The organism is Rhizobacter sp. Root1221 (assembly GCF_001425785.1).
Classification (GTDB): Bacteria; Pseudomonadota; Gammaproteobacteria; order Burkholderiales; family Burkholderiaceae_C; genus Rhizobacter.
This window is the reverse complement of sequence record NZ_LMDI01000001.1, coordinates 95,281-115,112: the sequence shown is the minus strand read 5'-3', so window position 1 is coordinate 115,112 and position 19,832 is coordinate 95,281. Positions and strand designations below refer to the sequence as shown.

Genomic DNA, 19,832 nt, shown 5'->3' with positions numbered 1-19,832 from the left:
GCTCATGACGCGCTTCATTGTCGGCCTCAGCTGCCTCGCGCTGCTCGTCACTCAGACCTACGCAGTCGCAGGCCCGCACGAGGAAGGAATGGCTGCTGGCCAGGCCGCCAATCCAGCGATCCGGGGCACGATCAACACCCCCGGCGCCTCCGCCAATGTTCCTGGGTACACGACGACACCGCCGCAGACTTCGCTGTACAAGGCACCCAACCTGCCTGCCCAGGCCAATGCTCAGTTGCTGGCCTGCGCGCTGACGCCCAACGATCCGGTGTGCCAGGCCCAGCAAAACGCGGTGAAGTCCGCGAACACGCCACGGCCTGCGGTGGGTCCACACGATCCATCGGTCGCGGCCGCACGCGAGATTGCTCGCAATCCGGGATCCGTCCTCGGCGATCTCTCGTCGTACTACTCGGGGTGCACGACCTCCACTGTCACGACGCCGCCGGGAACCGTCGACCGGATGTGCAACCGGTACACCGGCATCGGCACCTACTCGTGCAGGCGTGAGCTGACCGTCGAGACCAAGATGACGCCGAGCTGCGAGATCGGCACCTGGTTCGCCAAGGCACAGGCCGACCGCAACGGCGCCGACCACATGTACGCCCAGGCGCAATGCCGCATCACCACGGACGGTCGGCTGCGCTTCCAGTTCTACGCCCATGGCGGCAACGGCGCGTGCACTGACTGGCAGCCGCTGTGGCTGCCCAAGGCACAGCTAACCGCGCCGATGGAAGTGACCGACCTGTCGCCCCACTGGTCCGGGTACTGCTGGTCCCCTTTCAAGGTCGTCGCGATGCCCGGCTCCGGATGCAGCGGCGGCAACTGCAGCTACAACTTCCAGCTCGGCACACCAGTCTATGCCTGCCCTGCCGGCCAGGTCACGGGCGACCAGCTGATGGTGCGCAGCAGCGGTGATGCCTCGGCGCCAGGCGACCCGGCCGTCTGCTACAGCACCACGGCCTCCGTTCCGTCCGGCGATGGTGACACATGCCCGCCGAGTACGATCAGGACGACGAACCTCTCCGGCATGTTCGTGTGCGCAGCGATGACCGGGCCTGGGAAGGTGGTTGGCGCGTCGGGTTGGACCTTGCCGCTCTCCTTCCAAGAGCCGCACATGGACATCACGCAGATCGACCACTGGGACGACAAGTGCCCGGTTCTCGACCCAGCAGGTCGATGCTCGGTCGCGTCGCCCGACCGTTGCGTGGATGGGCCGAGCACAAAGGACATTGGCGGCGTCGACGTGAGCCGGTCGTGCTGGGCATACGAGCGGACCATGTCCTGCACGTCGGGTGCGAGCAGCGATGAGTGCGCGCCGCTCGCGGCGGCCGGCTGTACCCCGTTCGGCAGCACATGCGTGAAGACCGACCCCGTCACCAGCGCCTGCGCGGTCTACCAAGACACCTACCAGTGCCCATCGGGCGCAGAGCCGATCACGACGGCATCGAACTGCCCCACCGATGTCTTCTGCATGGGGACCAGCTGCTTCAACATCGCCTACACCGCCGACGGGGACTTCGCGCGTTCCATGGCCTACATGGAAGCCGCGCGCGAGGCGGGCATCTACATGGACCTGGACAAGCTCACGGTCTTCAACGGCGAACGCCAGGAATGCCGCAATCGCATGCTGAAGAACTGCTGCTTCACCGACGGCGCCGGCAAAGGCATGACGAACCAGAGCACCTTCGGCACCGGCTCCCGACTCGTGTACGACGTGCTGATGAACAGCGAGAACCGCGAGTTCATCAGCGCTGGCCTGCAGGCGCTGATTTCGAGCGGCGGCTTCAGTGGCACGCTCAGCTCCTACGGTTTCACCTTGGCCGTGAACGGTGCAGCGCTTCCTGCCGGGAGCACCGTCCTGTACTCGTCCTCCACCATGGCCGGCGAAGGCGTGGTGCTCGCGTTCGATCCGTGGTCTCTGGTGATCGCGATCATCATCTACGTGATCATGAGCCTGATGGAGTGCGATGAGCACGAAGGCCGTCTGGCTCTTCAACGTGGCGCCGGCCTTTGCCACGAAGTCGGCAGCTACTGCTCACATAAGGTCCTTGGCGGCTGCGTGACGACCACGCACTCGCACTGCTGCTTCAACTCGACCCTGTCACGAATCATCAACGAACAGGGCCGCGTTCAGGTGGGCCGTGGCTGGGGCAGCGCACAGAACCCGCAATGCGGCGGCTTCACGATTGCGGAGCTCCAGGCGCTTCGCTTCGACGCCATGGATTTCAGCGAGTTCTACGCGTCCATCGTGCCGGTGATGCCCAACGTGACGGGCGTCCAGGGCAACAACACCAGCCGTGTTCCGGCTTGCTACTATGGCCAAGGCAAGTGCTAATCCATCCGCCGACTCCGCTTCGGGAGTCCTGCGTGGCTACCGATACCGCCTTGAGCCGGACGCTGCGATGGCAGAAGGCCTTGCCCGCTGCGCGGGCGCGGCGCGTTGGGTCTGGAACAAGGCCCTCGAGCGTCAGAAGGAGCGGATTCAGTCGGGACTGCGGCCAGCAGGATATGCGGAAATGGCGAGATGGCTGACCGAGTGGAAGGCAGAGCCCTCGACAGCCTGGTTGTCCTGCGCGATTGCTCAGGCACTTCAGCAACGGCTTCGCGATTTGTCTCTTGCGATTCAGGCGAGCCAAACCGCCGATGCCAAGTCTCAGTCGCTCCCGGTGTTCAAGGCCAAGCGGGCGCGCACGAGCTTTCGCTTGCCGCAAAGGGTTCGGGTACTGACCGACACCGACGGGTGGGCGTACCTGCAGGTGCCCAAGCTCGGTCGGTGCAAGATGCGGCTCTCTCGCCCCCTTCCGGCCACACCTCGCAATTGCACCGTCTCCTTCGACGGCGAGCACTGGTTTGCCTCGTTCCAGGTCCAGGTCCCAGGGCGCCGACCAACTTCAGGGGGTGCCCTGGGACTTGACGTCGGAGTCAACGTCTCGGTCGCAGCATCGGACGGTTCGCTTTGGAATCGCGAGAGTGGCCAGCGGAAAATGCAGGCAAAACTTGCGGAGTTGCAGCGGTCTTTGGCGCGTAAGCAACGGCGGTCCCGAAACTGGCACCGATGTCGAGCGCGTCTAGCGCGCCTCTGCGCCAGCCTTGCAGGGGCGCGTAACGACTGGACCCACAAGCTTACGAGCCACTTGGCATGCAGCGCCCGGTACATCGCGATAGAGGACCTTCGCGTGAAGAACATGCTTTCGAGCGCCCGCACATCAACCGGCCGCCCGGGCGGCTCTCATGCCCAGAAGCGCGGCCTCAACCGAGCGATCTGGGAGGAAGGCTGGAGTCGCTTTCGATACCAGCTGACGTACAAGGTCGCCGAGGCTGGCGGTACGGTCATCGCAGTTCCGCCGGCGAACACGAGTCGCCGTTGCTTTGCATGTGGGACGGTCGATGCCGCCTCCAGGCGGTCGACTCGATTCGCATGCGTCGCTTGCGGGCACGAGGATCACGCAGACGTGAACGCTGCGAAGAACATTCTCCGGGCGGCGGGGCACGCCGTCCTTGCCTGTGGAGACCCGGCCGATGGGCGGGTCAATGAAGCAGGAACCGAGGCATCCGCCAGCCAGGTGGGCGCCAAATCTCGCCCCAAAGGCGGGAGGATGCCAATACGGACAAGGATGTGCTCTTCCATCCTCTCGATCGCGATAAGTGCGATCTTCGTTGCACCGGCCGCCGAGGCCCAAAAAGCCCGTCTTCCCGTCGAAGACTTCCGCCCGCTGCTGGTGAACGCGATCGAGTCGGCGGAAGGCAGGGCCTTCGGAATCCTTATCGGGCCGATGGCGGAAGCCCTCACCACCAGGATGAAGGCGACGTCGCCGATCTTGATCGACGTCACAACCTTGCGCCGGTACAAGCAGGCGGGCTGCAGCCGGCTCAACGTTCGCTTCTCGCAGGACGGTGTCGTGCTTCCCGGCACCGACAAGCCTCGCAAGCAGACCTTCGACCTCGGCTTGAACTACTGCCGAGACGGGCAGCCTCCGAGGTCGCTTGCGTGAAACACCTCGGCTACCGCCCTACCGGGCCTCCGTGAACCCGAGCACCTGCGGTCAACGACTGCCGTCCGTCAACCCACCCCCGCTGGTCGTCGGGCGCTGTCGACCCTGAATGGACAGTCAGGAGCCATAACAGGCGCCCCAGAGAGCGGGCACTGGTCGTTCGCTCTGCTGCGGTACCGCGCAATGGGTCACCGACGAAGTCCGAGACCCTGAACTACGCAATCTTCCGAAGATTGAATCTTGAATGAGACGGGACGCGCGTGCGGGTAGCAGTCGCCGTCACACGGCACCGAATATTTGATCGACTGCCTTCACATCTTTCGCACAGCGGCAGTGGGTCAATTCGTCGGGATGCTCTCTACAAGCACCTCGACGCGTCGATTCGGGAGCAGGCAGTCCTGGAGGGCCTTCTTGGTCCTGGAGGATGCTGCGCAATCCTGCACGGGCAACTCATCGCCGCGTGCCTGCGTACGCACCTTGGCGGGGTCGACGCCCATTCGCACGAGCATCTCGCGGACCGTTTGCACGCGCCGCTCAGACAGGCGCAGGTTGTAGTCGCCCTGGCCCGTGCTGTTCAATCGATCAGCGTGACCGCTGAGGCGCACGGATCCGACCGCGATGCGCCCCTTCGCGATCGCATCGGCCAGTTCGCGCAGCGGCCCGAGGCTGGCGCCCTGGATATCGCCCTCGCCGGAGCGATCGAATGCGAAGACCACATGTGCGAGCCACTCGACCCGCGCGGGTGCGACCGGTGCGGGCGCGACCGGTGCGGGTGCGTTCGTCGGTGCCGGCACGGCGACGGGCGCGGCCGCCGGCCTGCAGCTTGCGGCCAGGGTCTGCGCCTCGACGATCAGGTCTTCCGCGATCTGCACATACGGCTTCGCATGGCGCCACTGCTGCTGGTTGAACTCGTTGCCCGCGTGCACCAGCTCGACTTCGGCGCAGGCGATCTTCTGCTGCGCGCAGACGAAGCCGGCGTCGCCCTTCAGTGCGCTCGTGACAGCCCACAAGTCCGGGCGCAGCTTCGCGGCCCCATTGACCAGCGGTGTTTCGAACGACAGCGGCGACTGCTTGCTCTCCATCGCACCGACCAGCGCCCCGGCCTCGCCGAGCGCTGCCTGCGGGAACTCGCTGCGGTCGTTGCGGGTGTATTCGTGAAAGCTCACATCGAGCCAGCACTGCGCCTTCGCAAGGTGGTAGTCGGCGACACGCCGTCCACCATCGTTCAGCGCCTTGATGCGCGCCTGCATCCCGTCGTAGGTCTGGTGATCGGATTGGATGGCTTCGTCGCTGATGCGCTTCGCGGACGGCGCGAGCTGTGCGGTGTTCGTCGATTGAGCGAGGGCCGGCGCACCGCTTGAGGCCGCGAACAGCAAGGCGAGCGCGATAAGGGAATGGTCGAAGTTCATGGTGTCATGTCGCGATAGGTTGGTCGGCACGGGGCCGCTTGTGTTCAGCGGTCCAGCGCGCGGTTCACGTTCCGGTCCTTGCCGCGCCACAAGGTCTCGTCGAACTTGAAGCGCAGGCGGATGTAGACGCCGCGCTGCGTGTATTCGTAGCCGGTGAGGTCGGAGTCGCCCTTGAAGCCGGTGGCATTCATGCCGACCGACAGCCACAGGTTCTGCTTCAGCAGGTAGCCGACCTCGGCGCCAAACGCGCTCTGGCGCGCGCCGAGCTGGCCAAACTGCGTGGCCGCGAGCAGCCCGACGTCCCAGTTCTCGGTCACGTCGTAGACGACGCGACCGGACAGCAGCACCGCACGGAAGCTGTCTTCCACGCCGCGCTCGAAGCGGTCGCGCTGCCACTTCGCTGCCAGGCGGCCGGTCATCCACCACGGGCGCGACGGATGAAAGTCGCCGACCGTCGATGCGATCCAGGCCCGCGACCGCAGTTCGCCCGCCGCCGCATCGCTCGCGTCGCGCTCGAGCTTGTGCTCGATCTTCGCCAGCGCGTTGACGCGGTTGGTGTCGGTATCACGATAGGCAACGCCGATCTGCGCACGGTCCTGAACGACGTCGCCGCGGCTCGCATAGCGGGTCAGCAACAGGTAGTTGCGCCCGAGCAGCGTCCAGTCGCGATCGAGCTTGCGCGCGACCAGCGCCTGCCACAAGGTCGTGTCGAAGGCTTCGTTGTCGGCAGTGTCGTCGACATCGCCGGAGCGCCGGAACTCGAGCTTGGTGCTGCCCTTCCAGAGCGGATTCGCGGTGTAGTCGACGCCGACGCTGACCGCATCCGCGGTGGCAGTCAGCCCCGACAGTACCTCGACGCGCTCGTAGCCGGTGCTCAGGCGCAGTCCTTCGGCGAGGTTCCAGCCGGTGCGCACGCCGGACGCGATCTCCATGTCACGCCCGCTGATCGCGTCGCGCAGCCGGTATTCGCTGAAGGCCTGCGTATCCTGCGTCGCGCTCGTGTTCACGCCGAACACGAACGCGTTTCCGCTGCGGCCGGTCGATGTAACGCCGGCGCTGTTGACCCAGCCGCTCTGGTGTTCGTAGCGGCCGTAGGCTTTCGTGCGTTCGCCGAGTTGATAGTCACCGCCCACCGATTGGCGCCGCCGTGCGTCGCCGGAGACGTCCTGCTCGACTTCGCCTCCGAGCGTGAAGCGGTCGGTCACGCGGTAACCGGCACCGAGGCGAACGCCTTCGCTCGCGAGCTTCGTGCCCGCGGGCAGATCGGTGACCGAATTCGCGAGCCCGCCCTGCGTGATGATCGGCAAGCCGGTGGCCGGGTCGATCGATTGATTGCCGAAGCCGATCGCGCCGCCGCCCGAACCGCTGCCGATGCTGCCGGTGAGGCCGGCCGTCGAGCCGAACGGCGCGGTCAGCAGGCCGTTGCCTTGCGTGCCGATGGTCTCGCGTTCCGAGCGCAGACCGCCGTCGAACGTCAGCCGTTCGGTCGCGGCCCAGCGCAGGCCGGCACCGGCGGCCGTCTTCTTGCCGCCACCGTCCGTCAGGTCGTCGCTCGACAGGTACTGGGCATAGGCGCTGAGCGTTTGCGTCAGCTTGTGCTTGGCCTGGACGTTCGCTTCCGCACGGCCGCCGTTCAGTGGCGCGGCCGCGTTGTTGAACTCCGGCGATGCGCGGCCGGCGAATGCGCGCACCTCGTCGGTTTCGTCTTCGTGCGCGAACTCGACCCGCCAGGCGTGGCCCTCGACGTCGCCGAGCTTGTTCGCGAGCCCCGGCGTGACCGTCTGATTCGTCGGATTGGTGTTGACCGTGCTCGCGCTGCGCGCGACTTCGGCGACCAGCGCAGTCTTCGGGCCGAAGCGCAGCGTCGCATTCGCGCTTTCGAGCTCGTACGGCGCCAGCTCGTTGCGGTCGGTGACCGCGGAGCCGCCGACCTCGAGCGAGCCGTTGACGCGGTACTGCGCGTCGGCGCCGCCGACCCAGAAACGTTCGCCGCCCTGGTCCACCTCGTAAGTGACGCGCAGCGACACCGGGTTCAGGTTCTCATCGAACGCTGACAGGAATGTGGTCAGCAGGATGCGGCCGGAGAACGGCTCGAAGGTGTAGTCCACCAGGCGCTGCAATGCGCGCACGCTGACGATGCGCGACGGCTGCGTGCGGTCTCGCACGATCACCTCGATCTTCTCGCTGCCCTCGAGCACCGCGTTGTTGCGCAGCCCGTACGGGCCCGACCCCTGGCTCGCGAATTCTTCGACGACCTGGTGCAGCGTGTCGTTGAACAAGAATGCACTGCCGGTGAAGCCGTCCTTCTCGTGGTGCACCCGCACGCCGGTCGCGGTGCGGTTGTAGGCACCGAGGCTGCGTTGCTTCAGCGATGCGACCGCGCCCTGCCCGATCGGCTGCGTGAAGCCGTCCCCGGTCACGAAGTCGCCGTAGAGCACGTAGCTCTTGTCCTTGTCGACGCGCACGTAGAGCCGATCAGCCGAACGCGCATCGAAGCTGCGCAGCGACGCGTCGCCGTAGACCGGGTACATCTCGTCAGGGCGCACATCGCGCAGCAGGCGGGCGCGCGTGTCCTTGTCGGAATCATAGGCGGCAGTCAGCAGATATTCCCCGCTCACCGTGCCCTTCAGATAGAACGCGGTGCGCGCGCTGGCATCGGCCTTGCCGCCATTGAACTGGCGCGACCAAGCCTGAATTTCCTGATCGAAACCGTCGTTGCTTCGTGTCGGCTGGATCACGCCGCCGCCATGGCGGCGAAAGTTGATCACGCCTTCGATCAGGCCGGCAGCGACCATGTCGCGCATCTCGGGCACGAAGCTGATCACGCCCGACGCCTGCTCGGCGCCCGCAGTGACGCGCAGCCGCACGTCCTGCGCCTCGAACGGCGCGAGGAGTGTGAACTCGGCTTCACCGCCTTCGACCTTCAATTGAACGCCCGGCACTGCGCGATCGGCGTCCTGGCGCCGCGGGCCGAGCTCGTCGGTGCGTGCGTTAGGCAGCAGCACGCGTCCGCCCGAATGTTCGATCGTCAGGAACACGGGCGCCTTCAACGGCGCGCCGTCGCGTCCGTACACACGCACTTTCAGCTTGACCGGACTCTGGCCGTCGGCCGGAACCGCATTGCGGTCCGCTTCGACCACGAGGCGCCCGACGGCTGCATTGGCCGCGTATTCTCCGGCGAGGAAGACCTTCGGCGACGCATCGCTCTCGTTCGAGCGCGGATACAGCGCCGGCACGCCAGCGGTCGGTTCGGTGTAGCGCACATCGGTGGGCGAACCTGCCGGCGGCGCCGATTGCGCGGCAACGCACAGTGGGAACGCTGCGCCGAGCGCGAGCATCAGTTGACGGCGCATGGGGCGGCGCATGAGGCTATGTTTGGGGTGACGATCAGCGCGCCGCATCGGAACCTCCCTCGGTTTCGGTGGCGGGGGTCAATGTCGACGGCGATCCCGGTGGTGGTGGTGGCTGTGGTGGTGGTGGTCCGGATGGCGATGACGCCGGCGCCACGGCGCGCGCCTTCGGCACCGTCTGGTTCGCGCCGTCCGTGCCCTGCTGCGGCGAGCTCGTGCTGGACAGGCCATGCGCCTTGCTGTCGAAGCGCAGCGCGGGGCCCTTCTTCTCCGCTTCGGGCGCGCGCACTTCGCCTTGCGCGCGGCGCGCCTTCGTCTGCTCCAGCACGGGGTTCGAGCAGCTGCCCTCGATGAAGTCGGCACGGTGCAGCTCGCCGTTCTTCAGGTCGAGCCACAGGCTTTGCGCGTCGCCGAGGTTGCGATTGCTCGAGGTCACGAGACGCGAACCGCGCGGCAGCGTTGCCGAGTCGACCTTCAGCACCGCGCTGCGCGGCGGCAGGCCGCAGTAGCTGTACTTGCCTTCAGAGTCGGAGATCAGCGTCGTGCCGTCCTGCAGGACCAGCCGCACGCCGGGGATGCCGAGCTCCTCGCGGTCCTGGATCTGGTTGCCGTTGCAGTCGACGAAGATCTTGCCGGCCATGCAGGCTTCCGGTGCAAACACGCCACCGGTGACACGCACCCGGTGCTGCGCCTCGTTGGTCGCGAGGCTAGAAGCCACCGGCGTGAACGCGGCCGTCAGGCAACCCGACGGCACGCCGCAGGCATAGCCGATCGCCCGGTTGATGCCGTCACCCTGCTGGCTGCCCACCCCGACACGCAACCGGTACTGCAACAAGAACTTGCCGTCGGCCGGCATCGGGCCGAGGTTGAACGCGAGCCGCGGCCCTGGCCCTCCCATCGGATCGGCGATCGCCACGCCATTCACCGAGGCGGTCCCCTTGATGTAGGTGAAGCCTGCCGGCAGGCGGTCGAGCACCGTGAGCTGGCGCGGCAGTTCACCCGAGGTGAGCTGCACCGCGATGCTGTAGCGCACGCTGTCGCCGACCTCGGCGACCGACTTGTCGCCGGTCTTGCTCAGCGAGATGCCGTTCGGCAACGCCGGGTCGAGCGGGATGTGGTTGTGGATGATGTTCGCGCCGGCCGAGCCGCTGACCAGGCTCAAGAAGTACGTGGTCGCCGTGCCGACCGCGCCGGTCGGCGCCGTCGGTTGCGGCTGCACGGCATGGGTACTGCCGGTCGCGCCCGGGGGTGTCAGCGAGCCGGCTTGCGGCGGAATCAGCTTCGAGACGAAGGAGTACCCGGCCGGCGGCGTCACGCTCAGGCCGAATTGGCACGAGGCCGGTGCCGAAGCCGCGAACAGGAACTGGTAGAAGCCGCTTGCGCCGACCGTCATCGAGATCGCGCTGCCGTTGACGGAATAACCGCCGAGGTTCGCGCCGACGACGGAGCTCGCCGGGTTCCAGCCGGCGCAGACACCGGTGGGCGCCAGCGTGACCACGGAACCGCTGACCGGCGTCCGCACGCCTGCGTCATAGACGACACCGCTCGGGTCGACCGGAAGGCTTTGCTGCGTCAGGTCCTGGCCCGCCGCCAGCACGATGCCGAGCTGCGGACTCGTGCCCTTGTCGACGCACGAGCTGCTCGTGCCGTTGGCAAGCGCCTGGGAAGGATTGCAGCTCGTCCCCGAGGAGCCCGGTGACTGTTCGCCGTTGACCGGGTAGCCGAACACGACGCCAGACTGCGGCTCGCGAAAGCGCACCGCGAGCGCGACGCCGGGCAGCAGGTCGGGCACGCGATAGCTGCCGTCCGTGCCGGTCACCGTGCGGGCGACGACCGTGTTGTCGGCAGTGTTCACCACCTCGACTTGCCAGCCCCCCAAGCGGGTGTCGCCGCCGTCGAGCAGCGACGACACGCTGCCGCCGTCGTACCAGACGGTGCCGGCCAGCGATGCCGCCAGTTGCACGACCGTCGGATCGCGGCACACGTTGTGAGAGATCGCCGGATTGCAGACCGGCAGCGACGCCGGGTTGTTGATCGCGGCATCGCGCTCGGCGGTCGTCGGCCGGCGCGCATCGAGCTCGCCGCCGCCTTCGACCAGCACGACGTTGTGGACCGGCGAACTCGTCGCCGCCTGCGGACCGACTGTGACCGACACGTCGATCGCGTTCGGGTTCGCGGCACCGGACGCGATCACCGCGTTCGCGCTGCAGCTGAACACACTCGCACCGGCCGCGCCGACGCAGCTCCAGCCGGCGCCGCTGGGCGTCGCCGCCAACGTCAGGCCGACAGGCAGCCGGTCGGTCACTGTGTAGTCGCCGGTCGTCGCCAGCTCGCCGGCGTTGCGCACACGGACGCGGTAGGACGCGGCGTTGTGCACCGTGAAGCGCGGCAGCGCATGGTCCTTGCTGACCAGCAGATCGGGCGAGTTGCCGATCTCGCCGAAATTGTTCTCCGTGGAGTTCACCCCGGCGGCGAGCACGATCGCCGTGATGGCCGACGGCGTGATCGACTGCGCTGTCGCACTGCCGCCGGCGCTGCCGGCGCTCGTGATGCCGTTGGTCGCACCGCCCGGCTGCTGCGGTTCGGTGACCGCATAGGTCCCCGGGCGCAGCGATGCGAACGTGTAGCCGCCGTCGGCGGCGGTCGTGGTCGTCTGGTTGATCGGCGCGCCGAGGTCGTCGGTGCCGCTCAGCGTGATCGTGACGCCGGCCAGGCCGGATTCGCCAGCATCGATGCTGCCGTTGTTGTTGTTGTCGCCGTAGACGCGGCCTGCGATGCTGCCGGCCGGGACCTCGCCGAACAGATTGGCCACCGAGTTCTGGCCGACGCCGAGCGTGATCGTGCTGATCTCGCTCGGCAGAGTGGCCACATTGGTGGCCGTGCCGCTGGGTGATCCGCCGATGGTGCCGGCGATCGTGCGGCCGTTCAGCGTGCCGGTCGGCTGGGTCGGTTCGCGCAGCGTGTACACGCCGGGCGCGAGCGTGCCGAACGAGAACACGCCGGTCGAGTCGGTCGTGGCGGTGCGCGAGACGGGGCCGTTCGCGTCGGTGCCGATCAGCTCGATCGTCACGCCGGCGATGCCGCCCTCGCTCGCATCGATGCTGCCATTGTTGTTCGCGTCCAGCCAGACGCGGCCGGCGATCGCGCTCGAGCTCGGAATTTCGGCGAAGTTGTTCGCGCTCGCGTTGGCGGCGGCCGTCAGCGCGATGCCGCTGATCGCGCTCGGCAGCGTCGCAATGTTGGTCGCGCTGCCGCCGCCGGTGCCGGGGATCGTCAGACCGTTGCTTGAGCCTGCGGGCTGCGTCGGCTCGGTGACCGTGTAGGTCCCCGGCAGCAGGTTCGCGAAGCTGTAGCTGCCGTCGGCCGCCGTCGTGGTCGTGCGATTGATCGTCGCGCCGGTCGCATCAGTGCCGGTCAGCACGATCGTCACGCCGGCCAGGCCAATGTCACCCGGCAGGTTCTGCACGCCGTTGTTGTTGACGTCGGCGAACACGAAGCCGCTGATCGTCGAGACCTGCTGTTCCCCAAAGTTGAATTGCGTGCCGTCGGTGCCGGCGCCCAGATCGATCGCGGTGATGCGGTCGGTGCCCGCGCTCGGCGTGTTCGGCTGCGCAGTGCAGCCGCTCGCGCACGCGGCGCCGTTCACGAGGCCCGGGTTCACCGGCCCGTTCGCGAGGCCGGTCGGCGAAGACGGCATCGGCTCCTCGAGCGTGTACGTGATCAGCGGGTCGAGGTTCGCGAAGGTGTAGGCGCCGGTGCCGTCGGTCGTCGTCGTGGCGACGAGCGCCAGCGTGTTCGCGTTCAGCAGCCGCACGGTCGCGCCCGCGATCGCGCTGTCGACGCCGGGGTTGCGAACGTTGTTCAGGTTGACGTCGGCGTAAACGAAGCCGGAGAGGCTCGGCTGGCGCACTTCCGGAAAGTCGTACCCGGTACCGCTCGTGTTCGCCGCGAGCAGGATGGCGCCGTAGCTCGAATTGCCCGCGCTGCCGCCGCCCGCGTAAGAGCCGCCCGCAGCCGGTGCCGGCGGAGCGGCGGGGCCATTGACGAAGCCGGCCGGCTGCGTTTCGGTGACGGTGTAGCCGCTGGCATCGGCCGGCGACAGGTTCGTGAAGGAGTAGTTGCCGCTCGCGTCGGTCGTCGTGCTCTGCGACACCGCGTTGCCGTACGCATCGGTGCCCGAGAGTTGCACGGCAACGCCCGCGATGCGCGGCTCGGTGGGTGCGGCCTGCGGCGTGCCGGCGTTCGCGCCGGTGCGGTCGCGGTCCTGGAACGCGGTGCCGGCGATCGAGGAGCGCTGCACGGTCAGCGGTGCGCAGATCGAGACGCTGTTGGTGCTGTTCGGGTCGACCTCGCTGGTGCTCGCGCTCGCGCAGTTCTGCGTGAGGCCGCCGCTCGGATAGGTGGTCACGCGTGCGGGCACCGTGACGGTCACGTTCCTGCCGGCTGAGAGCACGCCAAAGGCGCAGGTCATCGTCTGGCCCGCGACACTGCAGCTGCCGGTCGCGCCGCCGCCGCTGATCGCCCAGGTCGGCGTGCCGGCCCCGAACACCATGCCGGCGGGCAGCGTGTCGGTCAGGCCGGTGGTCTGGCTGTCGCCCGGACCGGCGTTGCTGACCACGACACTCCAGGTGAAGGGCTCGCGCAGTTGCACCGGGTTCGACGACGGGGTCTTGACGATCGACAGGTCGGCGCGCACGCGCACCGTCGTTGTCTCGCCCTCGGTGTTGTTCGAGGTGTTCGAGTCCGTCTCGTTGAGGACCGCGGTTGCGCTGGTGGTGTACGTGTCGCCGCCGGTGTTCGGCGCGGTATCGGCGCGGAAGACGAGGTGGCGCGTGACCGACGCTGCGTTCGCGACCTGGCCGGGCGCGGTGTACAGGCACGTCACCGTCAATGTCGACGGTCCGGTCACGGGAGTGCCGACTTGGTCGCAAAGACTACCGGCGATCGTGCCGCTCGAATTTGCAGCCGCGACGCCGGCCGCAGCGCCGTCGCCGCGGAACGTGATCGTCTTGCCCGCCGGCGGGCTCATCGTGAACGTGAAGCCGACGCCGGATGCGAGCGACGGGCCGTTGTTCGATGCGACGACCGCGTAGGTGATGTCGTTGTTCGCCGGCACCGACGGGTCGTAGCCGAGCGGATCAACCAGGTCGCTATCGTTGATCAGCATGTCGACCTGCGCCGGGCTGATGTTCAGCGTCTGGGACTTGTTGTTGGATGCGCTGCCCTGGCCGCCGACGCTGTCTTCGGCGGTCGTCGTGCTGACGGTCGCGATGTTGTCGAGCGTGCGCGCCGCGCTACCCGACTGCCAGTTCGGCCGCACGGTGACGGTCACGGTGCGTGTGCCGCCGTTGCCGACGGCGGCGCCCCAGCTGCACGTGATGGTCGGCGCGCCCGACGAATAGGTCGTGGCAGCGGTCAGGCCGGAACAGGAACCGCCATTCGACGCGCTCGCAGAGATGAAGGTAAAGCCGGTGTCGCCACCGGGAATGGTGAACACGTCGGTCATCGACAGGTTCGCCGCGGAGGATGGGCCGTTGTTGCGCAGCGTGATCGTGTAGATCGCGTTCGTTCCGGCGAGCACCGGGTTCGCCGCCAACAACTTCGAGACGACTTCGACATCCGCGATGGGATCGATCGTGATTGGCAACGAAGTCGAGTTGTCGCTCGGCAGCGGGTCGCCCTGCGCGCTCGACACCGCGCTCGCGTTCGCATTGGACGTGCCGTCGGCCATCACGCGGTTCGCGGCAACGGTGAACGTCACCACGTCGCCCGGGCTGAGCTGCGTGCCGCCGGTCTGCGTGCAGACGACGTTGCCGGTGCTACCGGTGCCGGTGCCGGTGCACGAGAAGGTGGCGTTCGACGTGCCGCTGGTGTTGGTCAGAACGGTGGCGTCCAGCGTCACGTTGGTCGCGCTGGTGCGGCCGGGGATGCTGAGCGTCACGACGACGCCGTTCGCATCCGCCGGGGTTGCGATCACCTTGTTGGTCACCGCTAACGTGTAAACGACTTGCGTCTCGTTGGCCTCGACGGTGGTTTGCGTGCCGCCAGCGGTGGCGGCCGACAGGGCGACCTGCAGATCCGGCGAGTTGTTCGCCGCGGTCACGGAAACCGATGCCCCGATCAGGTCGTTCGCCGAATTGAAGTCGCCGGGCGTGCCGGAATAGCTCGTGGTCGCGTTGTTGGTCGCGGTGCCGGCGGCCAGTGCCTGCGTCGTGATCGTCAGCGTGCTGCTGTTGCCGATGCCGAGCGCGGCGTTGTAGGTGCAGTTGACGTTCGGCGCGGCCGAGACGCAGGACCAGTTGGTGCCGCTGGCACCGACGTACTGCTCCTTGGCCGGATCGAGCGCGTCGACCAGCGTGATGCTGCCGCTCGCCGCGGTTCGCGGGCCGGCGTTGTTCACGACGATGGTGCTCGCCATGTTGGCGCCGAGCGCGACGAAGTTCGGCGTCTTCGACTTTGTGACAGACAGATCGAGGCCGTCAGGCGAGACAGTGACGCTGCGGGTCGCGCTGTTGTTCGACGCGTTCGGATCGGCGGGACCGCCCACGTTCGGCGCGATCGTCGCGGCGATGTTGTTGAAGACGGTCGGGGTTGCGACGCTCGGCGTCGTCGCGACGATCGTCAGCACGCCCGAAGCGCCGGAGGCGAGGCTGCCCGCGAACGTGCAGGTGACAGTCGTGCCCGGGCTCGGGTCCGGGCAGGCCCAGCCCGCGGACGGCGTTGCGCTCGAGAATGCGAAGCCTGCCGGCAGCGCGAAACTGACCTGCGCGCCTGCAGTCGCCGGATGCGGCCCGAGGTTGCTCGGATGCAGCGTGAAGGTCACCGCATTGCCCGAGGTCGCGGGATTCGGCGATGGCGGATCCTGCGAGACCGTGAGATCGGCGCCGGGATTGACCGTGACGCTCGCAACGGGACTGTTGTTCGACGAGTCGGGGTCGCCGACGCTGGACGAGATGTTGCCGCTCAGCGTCAAGGTGCCGCCTGTTGCGCCGGTGATCCGCGTGACGATCGGAAAGCTCGGATACGCGCCGACCGCGGCTGCCGCGCTGGTACAGGTCACGACCTGCCCGGCTGCCCCGCACGACCAGCCGTTGCCGCCTGAGCCGGCCGACACGTAGGTGAGCACGCCAGGCAGCGTGCTCGTGAAGGTCACCGCACCCGACGTGTTAGGCCCGAGGTTGCTGCCGCTCACGGTCCAGCTCACCAGATCGCCGCCAGTCGCGGGGTTCGGCGAGCCGCTCAGCGAGGCGCTCAGATCGGCACCGTTGTTGACCGTCGTGTTCTGGGTCAGCGAATTGTTCGCCGGATTGATGTCCGGGTCGGTGGTCGTGATGTTGACCGTGCTGTTAAGCGTCGCAACGCTCGAGCCCATCGTGCGCAGCACGACGTTGATCGTACGGGTCGGGCCGGCCGGGGCTGCGAGCGTTCCTCGCAGCGTCGGGTAGGTACAGGTGACGGTGCCGGGCGATGCCCCGTCATGCACGCACGCGCCGGGGACTGCCGCGTCCGAGACCGACACGAACTGCGTGTTCGCGGGCAGCGCGTAGGTGACGACCACGTTGTTCGCGATGTCGCCGTCAGTGTTCTCGGCAACGATCGTGTACGTGATCGGGCCGCCGCGGACCGCAGGATCGGGATTGTCCGTGAAGCCCGAAATCTGGGCGTCGACTGCGAGCGCGAGCGCCGGCGCGAATGCGCACCCGAGCGCCAGCAGCCAGCGTGCAGCGGCTCGCAAAACGGTTCGGGTGGGTGGTCGGGGCGCCCCTTCGGGATCGAGGCTGGTGTGAATGAGATCGGCCGGTGTGGCTTTGGGGTCCCGCAAGACTCGGTACTTCATCAATCGCTCTGTCGTACTGCTGGTGGCGGCAGCCTCGGCGCGTGGCGCTCAAGGTCCGCGGATACTTGTCAGGACCCGGTACAGATGAGCACCGATTTCACATTTACTGACAAAAGCGGAATTGTCATTCAAATAGTTGCAGGTTGCGCGGCCCAACGACAGGGGACTTGAGGAACTAGTTCTCGTTGTGCACGAGTCGTGTGGCGCGCCGAACACGTTGTTCCACGACGCCATCCCGACAAGTGCTGCTCGGCTCTAGCCTCGGGGCTGCGAGAAGCTTGAATGCGGCGTCCCGCGGTTCACTCGCGCTAACGAACCGTACAGGCTGACGTTCGCCAACTTCCGCACATGGTCGGGTGCCGGTACTGACGAGCGGCGGACTGCTGTCAAGCCGGTCACGGCAGAAACGCGTCCACTACCGCCAAGCACGCAATGGCGCGACCCATCCCTAGCGTCGTTGCCGGTGCTCACGCGCCCGAGCTACTACTTTGGCGCCGTACGGCGTACTCCAGCACATCCGCGACCAACGGGTCGGGCTGCCGGACCATGACGCGCATCAGCGCCTTGGAACATCTTCCTTGACGGCCTGTTCCCCCGACGGCCACCACGCCCTTCGTTCCCGCTTTTGTGGCCGGTGCACGTTCGACCGCTTGGTTCGGCTGCTGGCTGCGACCGCGGTTCGGCGCATCGGGCGTTGGCGGACCGAGATTGCTCCACTCGCCGCCCCGACGCGGCCTGCGATCCGCGACGCCGGACGGCACTGAGGCCGGCGCACGCACCCGAACGGCCAGCGCTTCGATCACGGTTGGCGACTGACGCGATTCAAGTCGGGATTTCCGCTGTGTGATCAGCATCTGCCGGCCTAGCGTGACAGACGTGCCTCCTGGAGAAACGAATGCCCACCGCTACGACACGAACCGCCGCGCGGCTCACCGCCCTACTGTCAAACGCATTCGCGCTGGCCATGTCCGCAGGCGGCGCCGCGGCGCAGATCCAGGCCGGAGAGCAGGTGGCTGCCGCGGCGCCGACTTCGGCCCAATCGCTTTTCTGGCTGGATCACCGCAGGGGATGGCACTTTTACGATGACCCTGAGCTCGAGGTCGAACCCAAGCCATTGCGTCCCGCGAAGCCAGTGACCAAACAGAAGCCCCCCGACCCGCGAGCGCCGGAGCTGGTCGAGTTCGAGGCGCTGCAGAAGCGTTTGGAGGAGTACCGCAACATCGCGATCATCCGCCCGACCGAAGCCAACGTGCGGCGCTACATGGAACTGGAGGCGCGCGTGGTGCGGCAGGCCTCGTACTTCGCTGACGTCGCGCAACGCGTGGCGTGGACCACGCCGAACGTCGACATGACGCTCGAAGGCCGGCCGGTTAACGCGCAGGCGATCCAGGTCTACGACCGCGAGCAGTCGGCCGACCGCCAGAAGTCGGTGGCCGCCCTCGGCCGGACCCACGTCGTCTTCTTCTTTTTCAGGTCGGACTGCCCGTACTGCCACGCCTTCGCGCCGACGCTGGAGGCGTTCCAAGCGCGGCACGGCATCCAGGTGGTACCGATCAGCGTCGATGGCGGCGGCCTGCCGAACTTCCAGAGCTTCCGGCGCGACAACGGCATCGCCAAGACGCTACAGGTCACGCAGGTGCCCGCGGTGCTCCTTGCCGAGCCCTTCACCGGAAAGATCTCGCCGCTCGGCTACGGCGTGCTCTCGGAGTCGCAGTTGCTCGAGCGCATCGCCACCGTCGCAGCGCCCGGCGCCGACGAGATGGTCCCGTCCGCCACCCGTCACATCAGCCTCAGGTAGGAGCCCGCCATGTCCATTCGTTCGTTTCTCGGAAGGGCGACGGCGCTGGTCGTCGCCTGGAGCATCATCCTCACGCCGCCGATGACCTACGCCGGCGACCTCAACACCGAGGTGAACAACATGTTCAACAACCTCGGCGCGATCGGCAATTACACGGCGCCCGGCGCGTTCAAGGGCCAGACATTCAACACGTACGCCGGGGGCAACCTCTACCTGCGGTCGCCGAACAAGACCTACCAGCTCGCGGCGATCCAGTTCCCCAACTCCAAAGGCGGCTGCGGAGGCATCGACCTTTTCGGAGGCTCGTTCTCGCACATCTCCGCGGCCGAGTTCAAGAACATGCTGAAGAACGTCACGGCCGCGCTGCCGGGCATCGCGTTCCAGCTCGCGCTAGAGGCGGTGTCGCCGCTGCTGGGCGGGCTGACGAAGTGGGCGAAGGGGCTGGAGACGTCGATCAACAACGCGCGGATCAATTCGTGTGAGACGGCCACGGCCATGGTGTCGTCGGCCGCGGAGGCGATGGGCTACGACTCGCAACGCGGATGCGCGAAGCTCGCAATGACGATGGGGTTGGAGTCGGACATCGATGCCGCCATGCGGCGATGCGCGTCGGACAGTTCCAGCATCCTGGCGAGCGCACGGAGCAGCTCGGACCCCAACGTGAAGGAGCTCGCGCCCTTCGTCGGGAACCTCACCTGGAAGGCGCTGAAGACCGTCGACAGCCTCGACGATCCAAGCCGTGAACTGGCAATGAGCATCATCGGCACGTTCATCTTCTACCCGGAGGCAGACAACAAGCAATCGCAGTACGTCGGCCCAAGCATCACTACGGTTGCACATCTGCTCTACGGGCAGTCGGAGGCCCCGTCCGGCAACATCAACGTTCAGCTGCTGAAGTGCAACAACTACACGGAGTGCGACGAGGTCTCTCGGTTCGACACATATGTCCACGAGCCTCTGACAAAGAAGGTCGAGGACATGCTGCGCACGATTTCCGATCACATCCGCACCCGCACCGCGATCCCGAACAACACCAACGCCGTTGGGTTCGTAAACAGCACGAGCATCCCCGTTTGGCGGATGCTTTCCGTCGGGAACACAATTCCCGGCTCCGGGCTAGCAGACACCCTGATTGCGAACTACCGAGAGGTGATCGCGGCCGACTATGCCGCCACGTTCCTCAACCAATTCACAACCATTGGACTGGCTGCACTCCAGAAGAACTACAAGCTGAATGAGGTCCAGCAGAAGCGAGCTGACGCGCTGCGCGGCGACGGCCAGCGCTTCCTCGATCGAGTCCATGCCGAACAGCAGACCATGTACGGGAAGCTGAACAGCGTCTCTACCGTTGCAACCGACCTGGAGCGGCTTGAACGGAACCTACGCACCAACATGCCGACTCACGTCCTCGACATGCTGGGCCACGCGTCGAACAGCTTGCGCTGA

General features: G+C 67.0%; 8 protein-coding genes. 4 read left to right on the top strand and 4 right to left on the bottom strand.

The genetic code is table 11. The annotated features are described in order from the left end of the window. Window positions 1-4 precede the first annotated feature (4 nt). A complete protein-coding gene (locus ASC87_RS00400; protein WP_056654938.1) occupies window positions 5-2,335 on the top strand; it encodes a conjugal transfer protein TraN in 2,331 nt (776 codons plus the stop codon). Then, a complete protein-coding gene (locus ASC87_RS33485) occupies window positions 2,316-3,992 on the top strand; it encodes an RNA-guided endonuclease TnpB family protein (protein ID WP_082568254.1) in 1,677 nt (558 codons plus the stop codon). Before ASC87_RS00400 ends, ASC87_RS33485 begins: the two co-directional genes overlap by 20 nt. A gap of 338 nt (window positions 3,993-4,330) precedes the next feature. Here ASC87_RS33485 and ASC87_RS00390 read toward each other — a convergent pair whose 3' ends face one another. From ASC87_RS00390 to ASC87_RS31440, 4 genes are all read right to left on the bottom strand, one after another. Beyond that, complete coding sequence (locus ASC87_RS00390) at window positions 4,331-5,401, bottom strand: OmpA family protein (RefSeq protein ID WP_056654934.1); 1,071 nt, start codon at window positions 5,399-5,401, stop codon at window positions 4,331-4,333. A 44-nt stretch (window positions 5,402-5,445) separates the two neighbouring features. Continuing rightward, entirely contained in the window at window positions 5,446-8,739 is a 3,294-nt protein-coding gene (locus ASC87_RS00385; RefSeq protein WP_157603762.1) for a hypothetical protein, read from the bottom strand. 49 nt (window positions 8,740-8,788) lie between these two features. Beyond that, a complete protein-coding gene (locus ASC87_RS00380) occupies window positions 8,789-16,588 on the bottom strand; it encodes an SdrD B-like domain-containing protein (protein WP_082568253.1) in 7,800 nt (2,599 codons plus the stop codon). A gap of 467 nt (window positions 16,589-17,055) precedes the next feature. Continuing rightward, window positions 17,056-17,442, bottom strand: a complete 387-nt coding sequence (locus ASC87_RS31440; RefSeq protein WP_157603761.1) for a hypothetical protein — start codon at window positions 17,440-17,442, stop codon at window positions 17,056-17,058. Window positions 17,443-17,483: 41 nt separating this feature from the next. Between ASC87_RS31440 and traF the strand changes: the two genes are divergently transcribed. Both traF and ASC87_RS00370 read left to right on the top strand, forming a co-directional pair. After that, complete coding sequence (gene traF, locus ASC87_RS00375) at window positions 17,484-18,386, top strand: conjugal transfer protein TraF (RefSeq protein WP_056654928.1); 903 nt, start codon at window positions 17,484-17,486, stop codon at window positions 18,384-18,386. 9 nt (window positions 18,387-18,395) lie between these two features. After that, a complete protein-coding gene (locus tag ASC87_RS00370; protein WP_056654925.1) occupies window positions 18,396-19,832 on the top strand; it encodes a conjugal transfer protein TraH in 1,437 nt (478 codons plus the stop codon).